The sequence below is a fragment of the Terrabacter sp. R4-6 genome, assembly GCF_057529065.1.
Map to the genome: position 1 here is coordinate 574,182 of NZ_CP197224.1, position 20,198 is coordinate 594,379.

The following is a 20,198-nucleotide window of genomic DNA, read 5'->3' on the forward strand; positions in this document are numbered from 1 at the left end:
GGAACGTTGCTACGCGTGCTGGACTCCGAGGTGTCGTGCCACCGCGCTGACGTCGAGCGCGACCTGCAGGCGCAGGGCACGACCGAACGCCTTGCGGCGCACTGCCAGCTCGAAACAGTCGGGCGTCGGGTGCAGCCATGCACCACGTCCCGGCATCCGGTGCCTCGGGTCGGGACGGAGCGTGACCGGGGAGGTGTCCCCAGCGTCTCTGTCCGTCGCCGCGACCACTCGCAGCAGGGCCGACCAGCTATCCATTCCTCGACATCCCACACAGGTGCGGGACGGCTCAGCACGGAGTCCAGTCCGGTCGGCCACAGGTAAGTCTACCGCGTTCGGGCTGCTGCCCGCTCCACGGGGTGCTGCGTACCCGGCGCTCAGCGCTCGTCGGGCGCCACATCGGCACTCGATCCCGGAGCACCTGCGGCGTCGGCCGCCTCGGTGTCGGGACGGATGTCGATGCGCCAGCCCGTGAGCTTGGCGGCGAGGCGGGCGTTCTGGCCCTCCTTGCCGATCGCGAGGCTCAGCTGGTAGTCGGGGACGACGACCCGGGCGGCGCGGGCCGCGGCGTCGACGATCTCGACCGACTGAACGCGGGCCGGCGACAGGGCGGCCGCGACGAAGGTGGCGGGGTCGTCGGCGTAGTCGACGATGTCGATCTTCTCGCCGCGCAGCTCGGTCATGACGGCACGCACGCGGGCGCCCATCGGGCCGATGCACGCGCCCTTGGCGTTGACGCCGGCAACCCGGCTGTGGACCGCGATCTTCGTGCGGTGGCCGGCCTCGCGGGCCAGCGCGGCGATCTCGACGGTGCCGTCGGCGATCTCGGGCACCTCGAACTTGAAGAGCGTGCGCACGAGGTTGGGGTGGGTGCGGCTCAGGCCGACCTGCGGGCCCTTGGGCCCGCGCTTGACGCTGACGACGAAGCAGCGCAGGCGCTCGCCGTGGACGTAGCGCTCACCCGGCACCTGCTCGGCCAGGGGCAGGATGCCCTCGACCGTGCCGAAGTCGACGAGGACGTTCCGGGGGTCCTGGCTCTGCTGGATGATGCCCGAGATGACGTCGCCCTCGCGGCCCTTGAAGTCCCCGAGGATGGCCTCGTCCTCGAGGTCGCGCAGGCGCTGGACGATGACCTGACGAGCCGTCGAGGCGGCGATGCGGCCGAAGCCGACCGGGGTGTCGTCGAACTCGGGACCGGGCTCGCCGCGCTGCGGGCGCTCGCCCTCCTCGGTGACCGGGAGCAGGTCGCCCTCCTCGCGCGCCCACACGATGACGTGGCCGGTCTTGCGGTCCAGCTCGACCCGCGCGATGCGCTGGCTGCCGTCGGTGCGGTGGTAGGCGACGAGGAGCGCCTGCTCGATGGCCGGGATGAGCACGTCGAGGCTGATGTCGCGCTCCCGTTCCAGGGCGCGCAGGGCTGCGAGGTCGATGTCCATCAGTGGTCCCCTTCCAGGGCGGACGTCTCGTCCGGGTCGTGGGTGTGGTCGGGTGCGCCGTCGACGGAGCCGTCCGGCACGTCGTCTGCGGCGTCGTCTGAGGCGTCGTGTGCGGGTCCGGTGCGCGTGAACTCGACCTGCACGGTGCCGCGCTGGACGGAGTCGAGGTCGAGGGTCACGTGGCGCGCCGGGGTCTTCTTCGTCGCCGGGACCTCGAGGGTGAGCGAGTCGGTGCCCACCTCGGTGAGCCGTCCCGTGTCGGTGCCGTCCTGGTGGACGACCTCGACGAGCCGCCCCACCTGTCGCCGGAGCTGGTCGCGGGAGGCGAGCGGACGGCCCACCCCCGGCGAGGACACCTCGAGGACGTAGGGGGCCGAGCCCATGACGTCGCTCGCGTCCAGCTCGTCGCTCACGGCACGCGTCGCCTCGGCGACGGCGTCGAGCGAGAGCGGGGGCACGGTGCTCGTCGTGTCGGCGGCGTCGAGACCGGCGATGTCGGAGTCGACGAGCACGCGCACGAGTCGCCGCTTGCCGGCGGGAGACACGGAGACGTCCTCGACGACGAGCCCGAGGGGCGCGAGCACCGGCTCGAGCGTCGCTCTGATCTCCTGGGCCGTGCTCATCAGTCGACGCCTCCTGCTCTTCTCGAATGTCCGGCGCCGACGCCCCGAAGGGCGCGAGGGGCACCGCGTGCCCACCACTCTATCGGCGCCGGGGGGTCGTCGCAGACCGCCGCCCGCGTGCGAAGATCTCGGCATGGACGGCGACACCCGTGGGCTCGGGTCACGGGTGATGGACGGTCTCGGCCGTCCCCCACGCCGCCTCCTCGTGCTCGGCGGGGGTGCCGCCGCCCTCGCGCTGCTCGTCGACCGGGGCCTGCGGCTCGACGTCCCGCCGCCCCCGCCGCCGGTGCCCACGCGCCGTCCGGCTCCCGACGAGGCGCTCCTGCTCTCGGCCGTGGCCGATCTCGAGCGCGTCGTGGCGGCCGAGACCTCCGTCCTCGAGGGCGACGAGGGCGGGGCCCTCGTCCGTCGGCTGCGCACGGTCAACCGGGAGCAGCTGCGCGTGCTGCGCGGCCGCCTGACGAACGCCGGCGTCCCGACGACCGTCATCGACGCAGCCGTGGCCGCCGGACCGGTGCCGTCGTCGCAGGCCGGCTCCACGGGCACCCCCTCCCCCTCGGGCGCCGCTGCGACGAGCCCGCCGCCCGTGCGCACCCGCAGGGCGCTCGCCGCCCTGCTCGACTCCCTCGGTCCCGACGACTGGTCCGCGTTGACGACGGCGACCGCAGACACCCGCGAGCTGCTCGCGGCGGCCTACGGCCAACGCCTCGCCGGCGCGGTGCTCCTCGGGAGGGACGTCGCCGTGTCCCCGCCCAGCCCGGTGCGGCCCACGGTCGTGTCGCGGACCTCCCCCCTCGTCTACGCCTTCGAGGTCGTCGCGGCCCAGAGCTCCGGCGACCAGCGGGCGAGGGCGGAGGACACGCTCGCCGCGCTGCTGCGTCTCGACATCGCCGTGTCCGGTGCGAGCTCGACGACCCCCGCCGGATGGGCGCTCCCCTTCCCGGTGACCACTCCCGACGCGGCCGGCCGGCTCGCGACGCAGACGCTGTCGTCCGCCGTGGACTCGGGGACCGAGGTCGCCGGACCGAGCCCGAGCGCCGCCTCGCTCGAGGACGTCGCACGCTGGAGCGCCAACATCCAGGCACTCGCCGTCGACTGGGACGTGCCCCTGACCGCCTTCCCGGGAGCCACCGCGTGAGCTACGACCCGATGTACGACCTCATCCCCGCGCTCTTCGCCCACGAGGTGAGCGGCTACGAGCCCGACGGCTACGTCTCCGGAGAGGACTGGATCGACGCGCTCCCGGGGCTCATCACCGACCTGCTCGCCGAGTGGGAGCTCGAGCCCATCGGGCGGGCGACCAACGGCGTGTGCGCCGTGGCCATCCCGGTGCGGCTGCTGGGCTCGGGTCGCGACGTCGTCGGCGTGAGCGGCGAGGGCATCCTCAAGATCACCTGGCCGCACCCCGAGGCCGCGACCGAGCACCTCGCGCTGCAGACGTGGAACGGGCACGGTGCGGTGCGCCTCGTGCGCGCCGACCCCGCGCGCTTCGCCCTGCTGCTCGAGCGGCTGCACACGCGCGACCTCACCCGCGTCGAGATCGACGATGCCTGCGGGGTCATCGGTGACCTGCTGAGGGTGCTGCGCCGACCCCCGCACCCGCGGGTACCCAGCCTCACGGCATACGCCCTGCGTCAGTCGGAGGAGCTGCGGGCGGCGCCCGCGGTGCTGCCGCGGCGCTACCTCGACCAGGCCTCCACCCTCGCTCGCGAGCTCGTCGACCGCGCACCGGCCGAGGACCGGCTGCTGCACACGGACCTGCACTACACGAACGTGCTCGCCGCCTACCGCTCCCCGTGGCTCGCCATCGACCCCAAGCCGATGGCCGGCGACCCTGCGTTCGAGGTGGCCCCGGCGCTGTGGAACCGGGCCGACGAGCTCGGGACCGGCTCGGAGGTCCGCTGGTCCCTGCGTCGGCGGCTCGAGATCATCTGCGAGCGCGCCGGTCTCGACGAGGGACGAGCCCGCGCGTGGACGATCGTCCGCGAGGCCGACAACGCCCTCGACGCCGCCGAGTCGCTGGGCAAGGGCCCGGCCGACGACGCCTGGGCCCACGACCGGATCAGCCTCGCGGTGACGATCATCAAGGCGATGAACGACTGAGCCGTCGGGCTCGCGAGCGCCGACACGACACCGTCAGGACACCCTCGCGGCGCCCTTCGCACACCCTCGGCACACTCCGACGACACGCGCGCGACGCCATCGGTCAAATCGTTTCGACTCGAGGTGCTTGAAGCCTTAACCTTGACGCGATCCCCCACCTCGTTGTCGAAAGGCACTCGCATGCCTCGCCTTGCCATGCCCACCTCCCGCGACCAGCGCTCGGCCCCGCCGACCCCTGCTCGCGAGATCGCGCGCATCGCCGTGCCGGTGAGCATGGAGTTCGTCCTCATGCTGGTGCTCAACTTCGTCAACCAGATCGTCGTGGGGAGCCTCGGCGCGACCGCGATCGCGGCCGTGGGCTTCTCCAACAGCCTCACCTTCATCCTCGCCGTGACGCTCGGCTGCCTCGGCACGTCGGTGAGCATCCTCGTCGCGCGGGCGCACGGCGCCGGTCGCCGGGACGCCCTCGACCACACGGTCACCGCGGCACTGGTCGTCGCCGTCGGGCTCGGCATCGTCGTCTCGCTCGTGCCGTGGCTCTTCGCCGACCACCTGATGTCGCTCGTCGGAGCGTCCCCGTCGGTGGCGGCGGCGGGCACCGACTACTTCCGCCTCACCGTCCTCGCGACGCTGCCGGTCATGCTCAGCGCGATCCTGTCCGGCGTGCTCCGCTCGGCCGGCCGGCCGACGAGCCCGATGATCGCGACGATGGTCACCGTCGTCGCGAACTCGGCGGTCGCGTACTCCCTCGTCGTCGGGCTCGGCCCGCTGCCCTCGCTCGGCGTGGCGGGCGCGGGGTGGGCCACGCTCCTGACCGCCGTCGTCAAGGCGCTCATCCTCCTGTGGATGGCCTACGGCCGGCGCGCCGTCGTCGGCTGGAGCCTGCCCGACGGGGTCCGGCAGTGGCGAGCCGTCATCGTCCCCCTCTTCGTCCTGGCGCTCCCCCTCGGCGTCACGGAGCTCTTCTGGACCGTCGGGACCTTCCTCTACAACGTCGTGTTCCAGCAGCTCGGCGACGAGGCGCTGGCCGCGGCACAGATCGTCACGACCCTGGAGGGCGTCTTCGTCGTCGGCAGCATCGGGTTGATGAGCGCCACGACGACCCTCGTCGGCCGCTCGGTCGGCCGGGGAGACGTCGACGACGCGATGGCGTGGGTGCGGCGGCTGACGCGCGCGGGCATCGGGACCGCGGCGGTCTTCGGGGTGCTCTTCGCCGCCTCGGTGCTGCTGCTCGACGTCCTCTTCGGGGAGGCCGGGCGCGACGTGCGCACCATGGCCGGCGTCGGCATCCTCATCAACGCGGCCTTCCAGGTGGTCAAGGTGCGCAACATGATCGTCGGCGCGGGCGTGCTGCCCAGCGCCAACGACGTGCGGGGCGTCATCATGGGCGACGTCGTGGGCGCCTTCGCGATCGGGCTGCCGCTCGCCGTCCTGCTCGGCCTGCACACCCCGCTCGGCTACGTCGGCATCTTCGTCGCCCGCATCCTCGAGGAGCTGGCCAAGCTCGCCATCTTCACGTGGCGCGCGCGCCGGATCCGCTGGGAGCGGCTGGTCACGCCGCGCGAGGCCGTCGCCGCCTGACGGCCTTGGTCGGTCGTCGTCAGTGGACCTCAGCCGGTGACGACGAGCTCCTGGCGCATGCCGTTCGCGTAGTGGTTCTCGAGGTTGCAGACGAGCTCGTAGCGCCCTGACGCCAGGGTCACGGTCACCCAGCCGACGGCGCCGGAGTCGATGCCGTCCCCCTCGCCGGCGACGCACGCGGCGGAGGCCTCGCCCAGGCTCCCCGACTCGTCGACCGTGCCGTCCTGCCCCGGCACGCGCTGTCCGGCGACGGCGCCGGCGGCGAGAGGGAGCACGACGAGCTCGTGGGTGCGCCACCCGGAGTTCTCCACGACGAAGCTCACCGGTCCGGAGCGCACGGTCGCGGGCCTGGCGACGAGCAGCATCCGGGCCCCCATCGGGGCGATGCCACCCATCATCCGCGACATCCCCATGTCGACCAGGGTGACGGTCACGCGTGACCCGGGAAGGTCCGTCGGGGCCTGGCACGACAACGGCGCCGCCATGCCGACGCCCGTGGTCGACCCGGAGCGCATGCCGCCCATGGCCCCACCCATCGGGGAGGTCGCGACGGGCGCGGACCCGCACCCGGCCAGCACGAGGCCGGCAGCGGCGAGCGCGACCCAGCCACCCGGCGAGCGATGGGTGGGACGACCTCTGGTCACACCTCGAGGCTAACCCCGGGGGGTATGCGTGGACGACGGGTGTGACGCACCAGTCGCCGGGCGGCCGCCGGCGTGCGCGAGAGTGGAGCCATGCCGAACCGCCTCGACCGAGCGACGAGCCCCTACCTGCTCCAGCATCGCGACAACCCCGTGCACTGGCAGGAGTGGGGCGACGCCGCGTTCGCCGAGGCGCGCGAGCGCAACGTCCCCGTGCTCCTGTCGGTCGGCTACGCCGCCTGCCACTGGTGCCACGTCATGGCCCACGAGTCGTTCGAGGACGAGGCCGTCGCCGCCGCGCTCAACGAGCGTTTCGTCTCGGTCAAGGTCGACCGCGAGGAGCGCCCCGACATCGACGCCGTCTACATGTCGGCGGTGACCGCGACGACCGGCCACGGCGGCTGGCCGATGACGGTCTTCCTCACCCCCGAGGGCGAGCCGTTCTTCTGCGGCACGTACTTCCCGCGCGACCACTTCCTGCGCGTCCTGGCCGCCCTCGACGAGGCCTGGCGCACCCGCGAGGACGAGGTGCGCGCGTCGGGCACGCACATCGCCACCAGCCTCGCCGAGGCCCTCCAACCACCGACGCCGTATGCCGTCGAGCCGGGGGCGCTGTCGTCCGCGGTCGGGCTGCTGGCCCGTCAGTTCGACCACGTGGCAGGCGGATTCGGCGGCGCGCCGAAGTTCCCGCCGTCGATGGTGCTCGAGTTCCTGTTCCGTCACCACGCTCGGACCGGGGACCCGTCGTCGCTCGACATGGCCTGCCGGACGCTGGAGGCGATGGCGCGCAGCGGCCTCTACGACCAGCTCGCCGGTGGTTTCGCGCGCTACGCCGTCGACGCCGGGTGGGTCGTGCCCCACTTCGAGAAGATGCTCTACGACAACGCCCTGCTGCTCCGGGCCTGCACCACGTGGTGGAAGGTGACCCGCGACCCACTGGCCGAGCGCGTCGTCCGCGAGACGGCCGACTTCGTCGTGCGCGACCTCGGCACGGAGACCGGCGGGTTCGCGTCGTCGCTCGACGCCGACGCCGACGGTGTCGAGGGTCTGACGTACGCGTGGACACCGGCGCAGCTGCGGGAGGTCCTCGGCGACGACGGCCCCGTCGCCGCCGAGCTGCTCGGCGTGACGACGGAGGGCACGTTCGAGGACGGCGCCTCGACGCTGCAGCTGCCGAGCGAGCCGGGCGACCGCGGCTGGTTCGACGACGTGCGGGCACGACTGCTGGCGGCCCGCGCCGAGCGACCTCAGCCCGGTCGCGACGACAAGGTCGTGACGTCGTGGAACGGCCTCGCGATCGCCGCGCTCGCCGGCGCCGGCGCCGCCTTCGACCGGCCGGACTGGGTGGAGGCAGCGGCCCGGTGCGCAGCACACGTCCTCGACGTCCACGTCGTCGACGGCGAGCTGCGACGCGCGTCGCGCGACGGCCGCGTCGGCACCGCCCGGGCTGTCGCCGACGACCACGGCAACCTCGCGGAGGGGCTCCTCGTGCTGCACCAGGTCTCGGGCGACGCGCGTTGGCTGGACGCCGCGCGCCAGGCTCTGGACGCCGCGCGCGACTTCGCCGCCGACGACGGTGGGTTCCACGACACCGCCGAGGACGCCGAGCGGCTCTACCTGCGCCCACGGAGCGCCGCCGACAACGCCGAGCCGTCGGGGCAGTCCGCACTGGCGGGAGCGCTCGTGACGCTCGGGGCGGTCACCGGTGACACCGCCGCCCTCGAGGCGGGAGCCGGGTCGACCGCCGCAGGGCTCGGGCTCGCCGTCCGCGAGCCGCGCTTCGGCGGGTGGTCGCTCGCGGTCGCCGAGGCTCTCGTCTCCGGTCCGCTGCAGGTCGCCGTCGTCGGGTCCGGTCCCGACGCTGACGCCCTCGAGGCGGTGGCGCGACGGTCACCGAGTCCGGGACTCGTCGTCGTGCGTGGCGAACCGGACGCGCCCGGCCTCCCGCTGCTGGCGGGCCGCACGCTCGTCGCCGGCCGCGCCGCGGCCTACGTGTGCCGTGGGATGGTCTGCGACCTGCCCACGACCGACCCCGGCGAGCTGGCGGTGCAGCTGGGTGACGGCGTCGCCGACGGGTCAGGCGGAGCCGTCGGCTGAGGCGACGAACCGCCCGACATTCGCATCTGGCGGGCCAAACCCGCTCATTCTGCAAGAATCACCGCATGATGGGCTCAGCACGCACCGCGGTCGTCGTCGAGGACGACGACGACATCCGTGAGCTCATCACTCACAGCCTGACCATGCAGGGCTTCGAGGTCTCGGCGGCGGCGTCAGGACAGGCCGGCCTCGAGCTCGTCGTCGCGACCGACCCGGACCTCGTCACCCTGGACCTCGGCCTGCCCGATCTCGACGGGATCGAGGTCTGCCGTCGGGTGCGCGACGTGAGCCAGGCCTACGTCGTCATGATCAGCGCGCGCACCGACGAGATCGACCGCCTCATGGGCCTCGAGATCGGCGCGGACGACTACCTCACGAAGCCGTTCAGCCCCCGCGAGCTCCAGGCCCGCGTCAACGCGATGTTCCGGCGACCCCGCACGGCCGCGCCCGCTGGCTCCGACGAGACGCCGGGGACCGGTGCCAACGGCTCTGCGTCCTCGACGAGCGGGGTGCCCGCCGACGCCGCGACACCTGGCGGGCCAGCACCCGAGCTCGTCCGCCACGGCCGCATCGCCGTCGACCCGGAGGGCCGTGTCGCCACGGTCGACGACCAGGAGGTCGACCTGACGCGCACCGAGTTCGACCTGCTCTCGACCCTCGTCAGCGCACCGCGCCGCGTGTGGTCGCGTGCCGTCCTCCTCGACAGCCTCTGGGGGCCCGGCTGGTCCGAGGAGCACCTCGTCGAGGTGCACGTCGGCAACCTCCGCCGCAAGCTGAGCCGCCTCGGCCCCGACGGCATGCGCGCCCCGATCCGGACCGTGCGGGGCGTGGGCTACCGCATGGAGGAGCCCGACGCGTTCTGACGCCGACGGCCCACGCGGCCCGGTCTGCTGCAGTCGTGCGTGACGCGTCGGGGGCGTCGAGCGTCAGGCGACGACGGGCGGTGCGGCGCGGTCGAGGTGCGACCGGAGCGCGACGCGCGCAGCGGGCGCGAGACCGAGCATGGACGCCCCGCGTTCGCGGGCCAGGTCGGCCTCACCGCGGCGGACCGCGTCGATGACGCAGAGCACGGCCGACTCGAGCCGGACGAGGCCGACCGTGGCCGAGGAGACGCGCAGGCTCAGCAGCACGTCCATCGCCGCGACCTCGTCGCGACGATCCAGCGCCGACGCGGCGCGGGTCAGACGGGCGTCGAGCATCCGCAGGTAGGTCCGGGCGATCGAGCGGGCGAGGTCGTCGCTCTCGAGCTCCGCCGCGAGCCGGGTCAGGGCCGCCGGGTCGAGCTCGTCGACCGTGAGTCCGGGACAGACCGGGCCCACGACCTGCTCAGCGGCCACGGCCGGCGCCGGAGGCGTCGAACGCCTCGAAGGCACCGGTCACCCAGCGGCTCCGTGGACGTCGGACGACGTGCCGGGTCGGGACGGGCCTGCCTTCCACCAGGTGGCCCGCCCCGCTCCGGTCCCCTCCCCCCACCGAAATCCTCGAGTGGGCCCGCCGACCGGGGAGGGCGCTGCGACCGCGCACCGTCACTGCAGGGTCAGTGCTGGTGCTGGTGGTCATGGCGCTCTCCTCCCCGGATCGGCGGGCACTCGCCCGAAGGTCTCTGAGTCAGCGAGCCGGTCCCCCGACCGTTCCTGCTGATGAGGACGACTCTGCCGCGCCAACTGCAAGGCCCGAACCCCGTGCCACGCACGGTTTCCGCAAGAAAGCCTCAAGGCCCTCCCGGTTCGCGTCCCCCTGCGGCTTTTGTCCTCGCGGGTGCCCGCCGGGGCCAACCGACGGCGGTCGCACCGCACCACGAGGTCGGGTCAGAGCGCTGTCGAGAGGTAGTCCGTCGCGCTCGCCGCGAACGCCGCACTCGTGCGCTCCGAGCCGACGAAGAGTGCCGTCGCCCAGATGTCGGCCCACAGCAGGGTCGGGCCGGTCACCGTCACCGACCCCGGACGTCCGACGAGCTCACCCGACTCCGGGTCGTAGAGGTGCGCCCCGCGGGCTGCGGTCCCCGACGTCGCCACGGCACCACGCGTCAGGGTCAGGGTGCTCGCGATCCGCTGCCGGTCGACGGGGTCCTCGACGCCGACGCGCCACGTGATGGCTCTCGGCCCGTCGGTGGGCATGTCGGGGTGGGCTCCGATGAGGATGTCGCCGCCGGCATTGATGCAGAAGGAGATCCGCTCGAGCGCTAGCAGGGGCACGGACGCACGGTCGACGGCCCACCCCTTGACGAGGCCGGTCGGGTCGAACGCGAGGTCGCCGTCACCGGTGGGGAGCAGGGTCGTGAACGCACCCCGGGTCAGGACCTCCGCCTCCTGCCCGATGCGGAGTGCCTCCTCCACGAGGGGACTGCACTGCGAGACCTCGACCTCCTCGCGGCGCAGCCGCATGAGGTCCGAGTCGTCGCGGTAGGTCGAGAAGATCGAGTCCATCTCGCGCAGGATCCGGAAGGCCGAGGCCACCGCCTCGCTCGCGGCGCTGCCGTCGACGTCGTCGCCGCGCAGGTGGATGGAGATCGGCATGCCCATGATCTGCTCGACCCACGCCCGTCGAGCGGGGGCTGGTGCCGGTGCAGGTGCGGAGTCGGGGACGCCGGTCTGGCTCGGTCGCGTGTCGCGTCGGCTCATGGATCGCTCCTTGGTCGCGTGTCTCAAGAGTGCCTCAGAGGTTGGCCCGGTCGATGGCGGACTGCAGGGACTGCGTGTAGCCGTCCCACGTGTACGTGGCCCCGGACACGACGTCGATCTGCGCCGACTGCGCGGTGACGGTCTCCTCGTTGTAGACGGGGACGGCGGCCGAGTTGATCATCTGGTCGTGCCGGTCGTTCCACGGCACCTGCAGCACCTCGGCCGCCGTGATCTTGCCGTCCTTGACGGTGATCTGGACCTGGACGTTGCCGTAGCGGGTCATGACCGCGTCACCGGCGTACGTCGCGGCCGCCGACGAGGTGCCCGTCGAGCCGGACGCACCCGACGAGCCCGAGGACGAGCTCGAACCGCTCGTCCCGGACGACGAGGTGCCCGAGTCGGCCGTGTCGTCGGCGGGCTCCTGGCCGGACGAGTCGGTCGAGGACGCGGACGCCGAGCCGGACGTCGACCCGGTGCTGTCGGACGTCTTGCTGCTCGTCGTCACCTGCCGGGTCTCGGCGGCCACGACGGCGGACGAGCTGCGGGACGTGCTGTAGCTGAAGAGGAGGACGAGCACGGTCAGGGTGCTCATGGCCCAGAGGACGATGCGGCGCATGGGGGCTCGATTCGGGTCGGTCAGGTCGGTGCAGGTCGTTGGGGTGGGTGCAGGTCGCGGAGCCGGACGTGCCGGGCCGCGCGTCTCAGTAGCTGAAGCGCTCGTGGTGCACGGCGTCGTGGGGCACGCCGGCCTCGTGGGCGGCGGCGATGACGGTGTCCATCCAGGCGGGGTTGCCGCACACGTAGACGTCGCGCTCGGCGATGTCGGGCACGATCCGGGTCAGGGCCTCGACGTCGGTGAGGTGTCGTGAGTCGACGGGGAGCCAGCTGGCGCGGTCGCGGTTGCGGTGCCCGACGACGGCGACGACGCGGCCGCCCTTGGCGCGAGCGAGGTCGAGCAGCTCGTCGCCGAGGACGATGTCGGACTGGCTGCCGACGCGATAGATCACGACGACGCCGTCGGGCGAGGCGGGCAGCTCCTCGAGGATGGCGCGCAGCGGCGTGATGCCGATGCCGGCGCCGATGAGCACGGCCTTCTCCCTGGTGCGGACACCGGTGTGCAGTCGGCCGTACGGACCCTCGACGACCACCGGTGTGCCGGGGCGGAGTGACGCGAGTCGCGCACTCGATGCACCGACGGCCTCGGCCGTGATCCGGAGCGAGCGGCCGTCGGGCGCGGCGGAGAGGGAGTACGGGTTGCCGCGGGTCCACCCCGGGCCGTCGAGCAAGCGCCACTGGAAGAACTGGCCGGCCCGGACGGGCAGGCGGTCGAGGCGGCGCCCCGTCATGACGACGGAGGTCACGGTCGGCGACTCCGTGACGACCTCGGAGACGACGAGGCGGTGGCGGCGGGAGCGGAGCACCGGCAGCCCGACCCGGTAGACGAGGACGGCGACGAGCGCGAAGGCGTACAGACCCCACCAGAACACCGTCGCGACGACGTTCGCGGTGAAGTCCGCCCCGGTCCAGAGCTGGTGCGGCAGCGCGAGGCCGGCCCCCAGGTAGGCGTAGAGGTGCAGCAGGTGCCACGACTCGTAGCGCAGCCTGGCCCGGGCCTTCTTCACCGAGGTGACGACGACCATGACGAGCGCGATCGTGCCGGCGAGGGCGAGCAGCATGCCCGGGGAGTGCAGGACCTGGTCGACGAAGGTGGCGATGACGCCGAGGTCGGTGCCGGCGCTGTAGCCGACGATGACGAGGACGATGTGGGCGAGCATGAGGGTGAACGACGTGAAGCCGACGAGCCGGTGCACGCGGGCGAGCTCGTCCTGCCCCCAGGCCTGCTCGACGAGCGGGATGCGCGCCATGAGCAGGACCTGCAGGAGCAGGAGCACCGAGGCCACGAGGCCGCTGAGGCGCCCGACGTTGGTGACACTCTCGCCGAGCGAGCCGAAGGCAGTCAGTCCGCCACCGGCGACCCAGAGCGCCACGACGAAGAGCGTGACCCCCCAGGCGAACACTGCGGACGCGTCGCGCCACCACCGGGGCGTCGGGGCGAGAGCCTGGGGCCGTGACGCGGCCGGCACCGAGAGGTCGCGGCTCTCGGGGAGGGCGAGTGAGGTCATGTCACCCACACTTGTGACGGACCCTGTGCGTGCGCTGTGTCGACGGGGTGTCAGTCGTATGAGTCGCCGGACGCCGGTCTCCGGGGCTCCTGACGCCACCGCGACAGGTCCGTGAGGCCGGGCTCGACCCCGAGCCGCTGCCGTAGCCGCGTGGTGTCGAAGACCCGGGTCACCGCGAGGTGCGAGACGGCGTATGCCGTGAGCAGCGGGGGCGTCGACGCCCGGCTCAGCCGGGCGGTCGCCTCCAGGGCGAGTGCCGTGGTCCACGCGAGACCCGCTCCGATGAGGAGGGGGCGCTCGGGCCAGCAGTTGGCCGCCGCGACACCCGCCGCGACCTCGGACAGCGGCAGGGCTCGAGCGTCGGCGACGTTGAGGACCGTTGTGCCGCATACGGATTCGCTGGCAGCAACGGCGGCCTCGGCGAGAAGGCGGACATCGGTGAGGTGGACGAGCGTGTCGGCGCTCCCGGGGCAGAGCAGCCGCCCGCGGCGACGGGCACGTTCGAGGCGCGGGAGCAGCGTCGGGTCGCCGGGACCGTGGACGGCGTGCGGCCGGAGCACGATGCTGCCCTGACGCCCGAGGACGAGCCGCTCCTGCTCCGCCTTGGCGCGCGAGTAGGCCGACAGGTGACGGGTCGTCACCGGGACGTCCTCGGTGAAGACGTGTCGGGGCCGGACCGGGGCCCGGAGGGGGTAGACGCTGCACGACGAGACGAGCACGACCCTGGCCCCACGCCAGGTCTCGAGGACGGCACGCGTCCCGCCCACGGTGACGGCCTCGTGGACGGCCCACGGGTCCCACTCGTCGACGTGCGCGGCCGCGTGGACGACGACGTCGACCGGCGGCGGGTCGGGCAGGACGCCGCCGGTGAGGTCCCACCGGCGGTGCTCGAGCCCCGGGCGCGCCGGCACCGGCCGTCGGCTCAGCGCGAGCACCTCGTGGCCGCGGTCCAGCAGCCGGCTGACGACGGCTCCGCCGACGAAGCCGCTGGCCCCGGTCACCGCGACCCTCATCGGGCCGCTCGCACCCGGTCGTGGGAGACGAGGGCTCGCAGCCCGTCGAGGTCGACCGCCGCGGATCGACCTCGACGTGGCACCGTCTCGACGAGGACGACGTCGTCGGGTCGCCAGGCCTCGTCGGCGAGGGCCGCCCACGTGGCGTGGACGAGACGGCTCACCCGGGCCGCCTCCGCCGGCCCGACCCGGCCGGCCGCGGCGGCGGGGACCACGGCGAGCACCACCAGCTCGTCGCCCGTGACCGGGTCGGGGAGCCCGACGAGCGCGCAGTCCCGGATGGTCGTCGAGAGCTGCTCGAGCAGGAGCGGCTCGACGAGCTCCGGGTAGATGTTGGCCTGGCCGCGGATGATCATGTTCTTGGCCCGGCCGGCGAGCAGGAGGGTGCCGTCGGCCGCCAGCTCGCCGAGGTCACCCGTGCGGACCTCCTCGGTCGGGGCCTCCCCCGCCAGGCGGTGCCGTGCCTGCGCCGCCCGGACGACGATCTCGCCGACCCGGCCCGACCCCGACGCGTCGATGCGCACGCAGACGCCGGGCAGCGGCCGGCCGAGGCTCGTGCGTCCGGCGGGTGACCCCAGCACCTCGTCCCCGGTGGCGACGGCGACGGGCAGCGCCTCGGTCAGCCCGTAGACGGCGCGCACGTCCACGCCGGGCGCCAGGGCCTCGAGCCGTCGCACCGTGGCCGGCAGCACGGGCGCTCCGCCCATGGCGAGGTGCCTCACCGTCGGTGGCAGTCCCCCGGTGGCTGCTGCGAGCACCTTGGCCGGGACGGCGTACGCGTGGGTCGCCGACTCGCGCTCCGCCTGCCGCAGCCACGCGTCGGGCGAGGCGGTCACCGGCGGGAGCGACCAGACGGCCCCGGCCATGAGCGTCGGCAGCCCGATCATCAGCTGGTCCGTGTGCATGACGTCCCCGGCGTCGAGCCCGAGGGCCGACACGGCGGCGCGGACCCCGGCCGAGAGCGACGCCAGAGTGTGGACGACGGCGCGGGGCGCGGCCGTCGAGCCCGACGTGAAGACGACGAGCGCGTCGCGCGCCGGGTCGCCCACGACGGGCGCGTCCGTGGGTGCAGGCGGTAGGTGCTCCCAGCGGGTCGCCGAGCGCGGCACACCGGGAAGGCGCGGTCCGGTGACGACGTGGACGAGGCCCCGCGTCGACAGGTCGGGGAGCCGGAGTCCCTTCGTGGCCGGCAGCCGCGCGAGCAGGGACGAGAGGGGCGGGCGGCCGGCCGCGTGCACGAGGGTGTCCGCGACCGCCGCGCCTACGGGCACGATGCGACGGCGGACGTCGAGCAGCGCCTCTCCTGCTCCGGGGTCGGCGACGACGACGACACCGCCTGCGAGGACGATGCCGAGGGCGGCGGCCACGGCCCGCGCGGAGGGGCGGACAGCGAGCAGGACCCCGTCTCCCGCGCCGACGCCGTGCTCGGTGAGGTGCGCGGCCACGGCGCAGACGCCGCTGCCGAGCTCGCCGTAGGTCACCGAACGGGCACGGTGGTCCCGGATGGCCACGCGATGTGGTTCGGCGGATGCCCGGGCGAGGACCTCCGTGACGAGGTCGAGCTCCCCGGTCATGCCGCTCGGCCCTCGCGCCGGACGTGGGACACGCCCGCGCCGCTCACGGTGAGCTCGGCGTACCTCGGCACGAGGACGCGACGGGCGGCCCGGCGCGACGTGACGACGAGCCCCTGCTCCCCCGCGACGTCGAGCAGCATGCCCGTCATGGCCCGCAGCTCCGCGAGCGCGAGCGGCGCACCGAGGCAGAAGTGCGAGCCGGCTCCGAACCACAGGTGGCGCAGGTCGCCCGTCGCGGGTCGCCCCGGCTCGAAGCCCCCGTCGCGTCGCGTCGCCCACCACAGCAGCACGACGACGCGCTCGTCGCTGCGCAGACGGACCCCGCCCACGTCGGTCGGACGGACGCAGCGGCGCAGGGTCGCGAGGCTCGGCGTCGTCATGCGCAGGCCCTCGGCGACCACGTCGTCGACGTCGCAGCCCGTCGCCGCGGGCGCCTCGAGCAGTCCGGCGTCGGCCAGCTGCCCGGCGATCCGCGGCAGCGCGCTGCTGACGGTGCCCGTGCCCGTGAGGAAGAGGGCTGCGGCCAGGGAGCGCGCGTCGTCGAGCGAGGCGCCCTGTCGGGCCAGCCGGCCCATGACGGTGTCTGACGACGCTGCGGCGTGGGCGGACCCGGCGGCGTCCTGCACCACGGCCAGGGCCGCGCGCGCCCGGTGCGCGGCTGCGTCGTCGAAGGTGCGGGTGCGCCACGTCACCATCGACTCGATGGCGTCGCTCGCCTCGAGGAGCGCCGCGGGCGGCGTCGCGGGGTCGAGCCCGACGACCACGCCGATCGCGGCGGCGGACACCTCACGGGCGAGCCGGACGACGTCGACCTCCTCCCCTCGCCGTAGCCGCGCCGCGGCGTCCGACACGACCGGACCGGCGGCCGCGTCGCAGACCTCGCGCACGACGCGGGGCGAGAAGAGGTCGGCGAGCGAGCGTCGCAGGCTGCGGTGGTCCTCGCCCTCCATGTTGAGCAGCACGCGGTCGCCGAGCACGGGCGTCCACAGCGCTCCCGACGAGCCGGGGCCGTTCTTGGCGAAGGCGTCCGTGTCGGTGAGCACCTGCCGCGCCGACCGCGGGTCGGCCACGAGCACGCCGAGGCCGGGGACGCGTACGACCCCGCGCCGCGCCACGGCCGCGTCGACGACGCGGGCGACGACGGGATGTGCCGAGCGGACCAGCCGGGCCTCCCAGCGGCTCCCGGGGTCGGTGCCGGCGAGTGCCCTCACGCGATGCCCCGGACGTCGACGACGTCGGGGCGGTGGCCGTGGTCGAGATACCACCGCAGGGTGTTGCGCAGGCCGTAGGCCCGCAGTCGACGCACCGACGCGTGCACGACGAGGTCACGGTGGTATTCGACGCGGGAGCTGACGCGACGCACCCGGTTGACGAGCTCGCGGTCCTCGTGGACCTCCTCGATGGCGGTGCGCGGGAAGCCACCGCTGGCCTCGTAGGCCGTGGCGCTGACGCCGATGTTGCAGCCGGGACTCATCCGGTACGGCCCGTGCAGCTCGGGAGACCGGTTGCTCGGACGGAAGCGGCCGAACGTCTGGCAGAGCCCGATGACCCCGGGCAGCACGACCCGCTCCCACGGCTGGAGGCGCACCTCGTCGGTGCGCGCGCGCATCGGTCCCGTCACGAGATCGGCCCCGGCTGCGAAGGCGCGCCGACCCACGGCGGTCCACTCGCGGACCGGCAGCGTGTCGGCGTCGGTGCGCAGCACGTGCGTCGCGCCGCGCGCGATCGCGTGACGCACGCCGGTGTCGGAGGCCGCGCCGGTGCCCTTGCGCGTCTCGGTGACGATCGTGACGCCGAGATCGTATGCCGCACAGGCCCTTTCGACCTCAGCCGCAGTCTCGTCGGTGCTGGAGTTGTCGACGACGACGAGGCGGAAGTCGCGGTCGCGCTGCGCCGCGATGGCAGCGATGGTGTGCCCGATGCCGGCCTGCTCGTTGAAGGCCGGGACGACGACCCAGAGGCGGACGCCTCCGGCACCGAGCGGTGCGGGACGGGTCACCAGCGCACCGCCATCGTGCCCACGCTGATGCCTCCGGCGAGCCCCACGAGGAGCACCGGCTCGCCCGGCCGGGCGAGACCGAGCCGCTCGATCTGCTGCCACTGGAGCGGCAGGGTGGCCGAGGCGCAGTTTCCGTGGTCGGGCAGGGTCTCGACGACGAGGTCGCGGCGCAGCCCGAGGCGTGCGGCGAAGACGTCGAGGTAGGGCATCGCGACCTGGTGGACGGCGACGGCGGCGAAGTCCTCGACCCCGAGACCGTCGGACTTGAGGGCTCGGTGGATCTCCTCGACGTCGACGCTGTCGAAGGCCTGGCGCAGGCGCGCGCCGTCCATGACGAAGTAGCCCTTGTCGACGTCGCGGGGGTGGCGCGTGCCGCCGGCGGGGAGCTGGCCGACGGACCAGTGCCGTGACTCCGCCGTGAACCAGCGGTGCAGGATCTCTCCGCGTGCACCGGGGGCGGCTCGCTCGACGAGCGCCGCGGCCCCGGCGTCGCTCATCGTGTAGCCGGGCACCGACTCGACGAACTGCCGGGCGTCGCGCACCGCCCACCGCGCGGCGCGCGACGGCATCTCACCGGTGACGACGAGCACCCGCTCGTACTGCCCCATGGCGATGAGGGCCTCGGCCACCTGGACACCGTTGAGCCAGGAGTTGCACGCGTTCTTGACGTCCATGACGGGGCAGCGGGCGTCGAGCAGGTCGGCCACGATGTGCGAGGTGGCGGGCTCGACGAGGTCCTGTGACGCGGAGGCGAAGACGAGCAGGTCGACGTCGGCGACGTCGAGGCCGAGCGAGGCGAGCGACGTGCGGGCCGCGTGCGCCGCCAGGTCGGACGCCTGCGTGTCGGGTCCGGCGTGGTGGATGCGCCGCACCCCGGTGAGGCGTCCGAGCACCCCGGTCGGAGGCGCGAAGCCGTCGCTCGACCCCACGACGCGGGCCTCGACCTCCTCGACGGTGAGGGCGTGCTCGGCGACGTGCGCGCTGACGCCGGTGATCCGGCTGGGCAGGCGACTGGACATGCGAACGCGGCACTCCCTGGCTCGGCGACGTGGCCCCTCCGGAGCCGTGCGGGCAGTTTACGGTGAGCCCATGGCACCCGCGCTGAGCCGACGTACTCAGGCCCGTGACGTCGGCACCGACCACGCGGCCCACCGGACGGCGGCAGGCCACGAGCGGCGCGTCGTCTGGTCGGCCGACCCACGGCTGGGGCTGCTCGTCACCGCAGCGCGCCTGGGACCGCGGGTCGTCCGGCTGCCGCTCCTCGGCTGGCTCGTGCGTGACCCCGTCCTCATCCGGGAGCTGCTCGTCGACCACCGTTCGACGTCGCTGCTCGGGGAGGGCGGTGTCGGCCACCTCTGGTCACAGGTGCTGGGCGACTGGGTCGAGGACCTCTTCGACGGCCGCGGGCACCACTCCCTGCGGACGCGCGCGCGTGACCTCTTCACCGACGCCGCGGCCCACGACCTCGTCGCGGACGCCGCCGGCCCCGTGACGGAGCTGATCGGGCGACGCCTGCGCGAGGCAGGAGCCGTCGACGTCGCCGACCTGGCCCGGGTCCTCGTCGGTCGGCTCGTCGTCGCGATGCTCGGCATCGACGGGGCGACGTTCGCCGACGAGGCCACAGCGGCGGGGCTCGACGACGACGGCTGGGGCGTCTACCGCCTCGTCTTCGCCCGCGGCGAGGAGCTCGCTGCCCTGGCGCTCGGCACGCAGTCCGACACGACGCTGTCCGCCGACACGGTGCTCCGCGCCCAGGACATCCTCGGCGGTCTGACCGGTGGGGTCCCGGCGGCCTACCGCTCCTCCCCCGGCACGACGGTGCTCGGACGCTGCCGCGAGCTCGGCGTCACCGAGCAGGAGGCGACGGGACTGGCCTCGTTCCTGCTCGTCGCGGGCACGGAGACGGCGGCGAGCGCGATCGCCCGGACCACAGCCCTGCTCGCGGACACCGGGCAGGCGGCACGGGTCAGTGCAGCCTCCGGTGCCGAGCGGGACGAGCTGCTCGACGTCGCCGTCCGGGAGGGCCTGCGCGTGACGACACCGGCCCCGGTCATCGGGCGACACGTCACGAAGGACGTCACCCTGGGCGGTCGCCGGCTCCGGGCGGGCGACCGGGTGCTGGCCCTGACCTACGTGGCCAACACCGCGCCGGGGGCGTTCGACCTCGACCGGCCCTACCTGCCGGACAACCGGCACCTGTGGTTCGGGGCGGGGCGCCACCTCTGCCTCGGCGCGCCGGTCGCGCGGGCCGAGCTGCGGGCCGTGCTGACAGCCCTCGCCGACGCCGGGCCCTGGACCGTGGTCGACCGCGAGCCGGCCCGCGGCGTCCTCATCCCCACCTACCGCCGCCTCGTCGTCGCCCGCGCCTGAGACCGGCCCGAGACTCGACG

General features: G+C 74.0%; 19 protein-coding genes. 6 read left to right on the plus strand and 13 right to left on the minus strand.

Annotation, left to right across the window (positions count from 1 at the left end; translation table 11 throughout):
- Window positions 1-9: 9 nt before the first annotated feature.
- Genes ACSSS0_RS02715 through ACSSS0_RS02725 form a run of 3 tightly spaced genes read right to left on the minus strand, consistent with a single transcriptional unit; the run spans window position 10 to window position 2,056 of the window.
- Window positions 10-315, minus strand: coding sequence for a YlxR family protein (locus ACSSS0_RS02715; protein ID WP_487229965.1), 306 nt, complete (start codon window positions 313-315; stop codon window positions 10-12).
- A gap of 59 nt (window positions 316-374) precedes the next feature.
- On the minus strand, window positions 375-1,433 hold the full coding sequence (gene nusA, locus ACSSS0_RS02720) for a transcription termination factor NusA (protein WP_487229966.1): 1,059 nt from the start codon (window positions 1,431-1,433) through the stop codon (window positions 375-377).
- Window positions 1,433-2,056 carry a ribosome maturation factor RimP gene (locus ACSSS0_RS02725; RefSeq protein WP_487229967.1) on the minus strand — a complete coding sequence of 208 codons (624 nt, stop codon included), beginning with the start codon at window positions 2,054-2,056 and terminating at the stop codon, window positions 1,433-1,435. The genes nusA and ACSSS0_RS02725 overlap by 1 nt, the downstream gene beginning before the upstream one ends.
- A gap of 133 nt (window positions 2,057-2,189) precedes the next feature.
- Here ACSSS0_RS02725 and ACSSS0_RS02730 point away from each other — a divergent pair, with 133 nt between their 5' ends.
- The 3 genes from ACSSS0_RS02730 to ACSSS0_RS02740 all read left to right on the plus strand — a co-directional run bounded on the left by ACSSS0_RS02730 (window position 2,190) and on the right by ACSSS0_RS02740 (window position 5,740).
- Window positions 2,190-3,194 carry a hypothetical protein gene (locus ACSSS0_RS02730; protein WP_487229968.1) on the plus strand — a complete coding sequence of 335 codons (1,005 nt, stop codon included), beginning with the start codon at window positions 2,190-2,192 and terminating at the stop codon, window positions 3,192-3,194.
- Window positions 3,191-4,159, plus strand: a complete 969-nt coding sequence (locus ACSSS0_RS02735; RefSeq protein WP_487229969.1) for an aminoglycoside phosphotransferase family protein — start codon at window positions 3,191-3,193, stop codon at window positions 4,157-4,159. The genes ACSSS0_RS02730 and ACSSS0_RS02735 overlap by 4 nt, the downstream gene beginning before the upstream one ends.
- 180 nt (window positions 4,160-4,339) lie before the next feature.
- Complete coding sequence (locus ACSSS0_RS02740) at window positions 4,340-5,740, plus strand: MATE family efflux transporter (RefSeq protein WP_487229970.1); 1,401 nt, start codon at window positions 4,340-4,342, stop codon at window positions 5,738-5,740.
- A gap of 29 nt (window positions 5,741-5,769) precedes the next feature.
- Here the strand turns inward: ACSSS0_RS02740 and ACSSS0_RS02745 are convergent, their stop codons facing one another.
- Entirely contained in the window at window positions 5,770-6,384 is a 615-nt protein-coding gene (locus ACSSS0_RS02745) for a sulfocyanin-like copper-binding protein (RefSeq protein WP_487229971.1), read from the minus strand.
- Window positions 6,385-6,474: 90 nt separating this feature from the next.
- Between ACSSS0_RS02745 and ACSSS0_RS02750 the strand changes: the two genes are divergently transcribed.
- Window positions 6,475-8,478, plus strand: coding sequence for a thioredoxin domain-containing protein (locus ACSSS0_RS02750; RefSeq protein WP_487229972.1), 2,004 nt, complete (start codon window positions 6,475-6,477; stop codon window positions 8,476-8,478).
- 65 nt (window positions 8,479-8,543) lie between these two features.
- Window positions 8,544-9,341 (plus strand): response regulator transcription factor, encoded by a 798-nt coding sequence (locus ACSSS0_RS02755; RefSeq protein WP_487229973.1) that lies wholly within the window; start codon window positions 8,544-8,546, stop codon window positions 9,339-9,341.
- Between the two features lie 63 nt (window positions 9,342-9,404).
- Here ACSSS0_RS02755 and ACSSS0_RS02760 read toward each other — a convergent pair whose 3' ends face one another.
- The 9 genes from ACSSS0_RS02760 to ACSSS0_RS02800 form a co-directional block, all read right to left on the minus strand.
- A complete protein-coding gene (locus tag ACSSS0_RS02760; protein ID WP_435985425.1) occupies window positions 9,405-9,815 on the minus strand; it encodes a hypothetical protein in 411 nt (136 codons plus the stop codon).
- A 471-nt stretch (window positions 9,816-10,286) separates the two neighbouring features.
- On the minus strand, window positions 10,287-11,099 hold the full coding sequence (locus ACSSS0_RS02765; protein WP_487229974.1) for an FAD:protein FMN transferase: 813 nt from the start codon (window positions 11,097-11,099) through the stop codon (window positions 10,287-10,289).
- Between the two features lie 34 nt (window positions 11,100-11,133).
- Entirely contained in the window at window positions 11,134-11,715 is a 582-nt protein-coding gene (locus tag ACSSS0_RS02770) for an FMN-binding protein (RefSeq protein WP_487229975.1), read from the minus strand.
- 85 nt (window positions 11,716-11,800) lie between these two features.
- Window positions 11,801-13,222: a ferredoxin reductase family protein gene (locus ACSSS0_RS02775; protein WP_487229976.1), complete on the minus strand. Its 1,422-nt coding sequence runs from the start codon at window positions 13,220-13,222 to the stop codon at window positions 11,801-11,803.
- Window positions 13,223-13,272: 50 nt separating this feature from the next.
- Window positions 13,273-14,223 (minus strand): NAD-dependent epimerase/dehydratase family protein, encoded by a 951-nt coding sequence (locus tag ACSSS0_RS02780; RefSeq protein WP_487229977.1) that lies wholly within the window; start codon window positions 14,221-14,223, stop codon window positions 13,273-13,275.
- A gap of 8 nt (window positions 14,224-14,231) precedes the next feature.
- The gene (locus tag ACSSS0_RS02785) at window positions 14,232-15,809 is read right to left on the minus strand and encodes a class I adenylate-forming enzyme family protein (RefSeq protein WP_487229978.1); all 1,578 of its coding nucleotides are present in this window, start codon (window positions 15,807-15,809) and stop codon (window positions 14,232-14,234) included.
- A complete protein-coding gene (locus ACSSS0_RS02790) occupies window positions 15,806-17,020 on the minus strand; it encodes a cytochrome P450 (RefSeq protein ID WP_487229979.1) in 1,215 nt (404 codons plus the stop codon). Before ACSSS0_RS02790 ends, ACSSS0_RS02785 begins: the two co-directional genes overlap by 4 nt.
- Window positions 17,017-17,808, minus strand: coding sequence for a glycosyltransferase family 2 protein (locus ACSSS0_RS02795; protein ID WP_487229980.1), 792 nt, complete (start codon window positions 17,806-17,808; stop codon window positions 17,017-17,019). The genes ACSSS0_RS02790 and ACSSS0_RS02795 overlap by 4 nt, the downstream gene beginning before the upstream one ends.
- Window positions 17,805-18,827: a 3-oxoacyl-ACP synthase III family protein gene (locus ACSSS0_RS02800; RefSeq protein WP_487229981.1), complete on the minus strand. Its 1,023-nt coding sequence runs from the start codon at window positions 18,825-18,827 to the stop codon at window positions 17,805-17,807. Before ACSSS0_RS02800 ends, ACSSS0_RS02795 begins: the two co-directional genes overlap by 4 nt.
- Window positions 18,828-18,897: 70 nt before the next feature.
- On the opposite strand from ACSSS0_RS02800, the gene ACSSS0_RS02805 reads away from it, so the two are divergent.
- A complete protein-coding gene (locus tag ACSSS0_RS02805) occupies window positions 18,898-20,178 on the plus strand; it encodes a cytochrome P450 (protein ID WP_487229982.1) in 1,281 nt (426 codons plus the stop codon).
- The last annotated feature ends 20 nt before the right edge of the window (window positions 20,179-20,198 follow it).

What these genes read in the sequence shown, in the direction of transcription:
- ACSSS0_RS02785 (WP_487229978.1), bottom strand. Translation starts at nt 15,809, where the DNA reads ATGACCGGGGAGCTCGACCTCGTCACGGAGGTCCTCGCCCGGGCATCC.
- ACSSS0_RS02750 (WP_487229972.1), top strand. Translation starts at nt 6,475, where the DNA reads ATGCCGAACCGCCTCGACCGAGCGACGAGCCCCTACCTGCTCCAGCAT.
- ACSSS0_RS02765 (WP_487229974.1), bottom strand. Translation starts at nt 11,099, where the DNA reads ATGAGCCGACGCGACACGCGACCGAGCCAGACCGGCGTCCCCGACTCC.
- nusA (WP_487229966.1), bottom strand. Translation starts at nt 1,433, where the DNA reads ATGGACATCGACCTCGCAGCCCTGCGCGCCCTGGAACGGGAGCGCGAC.
- ACSSS0_RS02740 (WP_487229970.1), top strand. Translation starts at nt 4,340, where the DNA reads ATGCCTCGCCTTGCCATGCCCACCTCCCGCGACCAGCGCTCGGCCCCG.
- ACSSS0_RS02805 (WP_487229982.1), top strand. Translation starts at nt 18,898, where the DNA reads ATGGCACCCGCGCTGAGCCGACGTACTCAGGCCCGTGACGTCGGCACC.
- ACSSS0_RS02725 (WP_487229967.1), bottom strand. Translation starts at nt 2,056, where the DNA reads ATGAGCACGGCCCAGGAGATCAGAGCGACGCTCGAGCCGGTGCTCGCG.
- ACSSS0_RS02800 (WP_487229981.1), bottom strand. Translation starts at nt 18,827, where the DNA reads ATGTCCAGTCGCCTGCCCAGCCGGATCACCGGCGTCAGCGCGCACGTC.
- ACSSS0_RS02730 (WP_487229968.1), top strand. Translation starts at nt 2,190, where the DNA reads ATGGACGGCGACACCCGTGGGCTCGGGTCACGGGTGATGGACGGTCTC.
- ACSSS0_RS02770 (WP_487229975.1), bottom strand. Translation starts at nt 11,715, where the DNA reads ATGCGCCGCATCGTCCTCTGGGCCATGAGCACCCTGACCGTGCTCGTC.
- ACSSS0_RS02755 (WP_487229973.1), top strand. Translation starts at nt 8,544, where the DNA reads ATGATGGGCTCAGCACGCACCGCGGTCGTCGTCGAGGACGACGACGAC.
- ACSSS0_RS02775 (WP_487229976.1), bottom strand. Translation starts at nt 13,222, where the DNA reads ATGACCTCACTCGCCCTCCCCGAGAGCCGCGACCTCTCGGTGCCGGCC.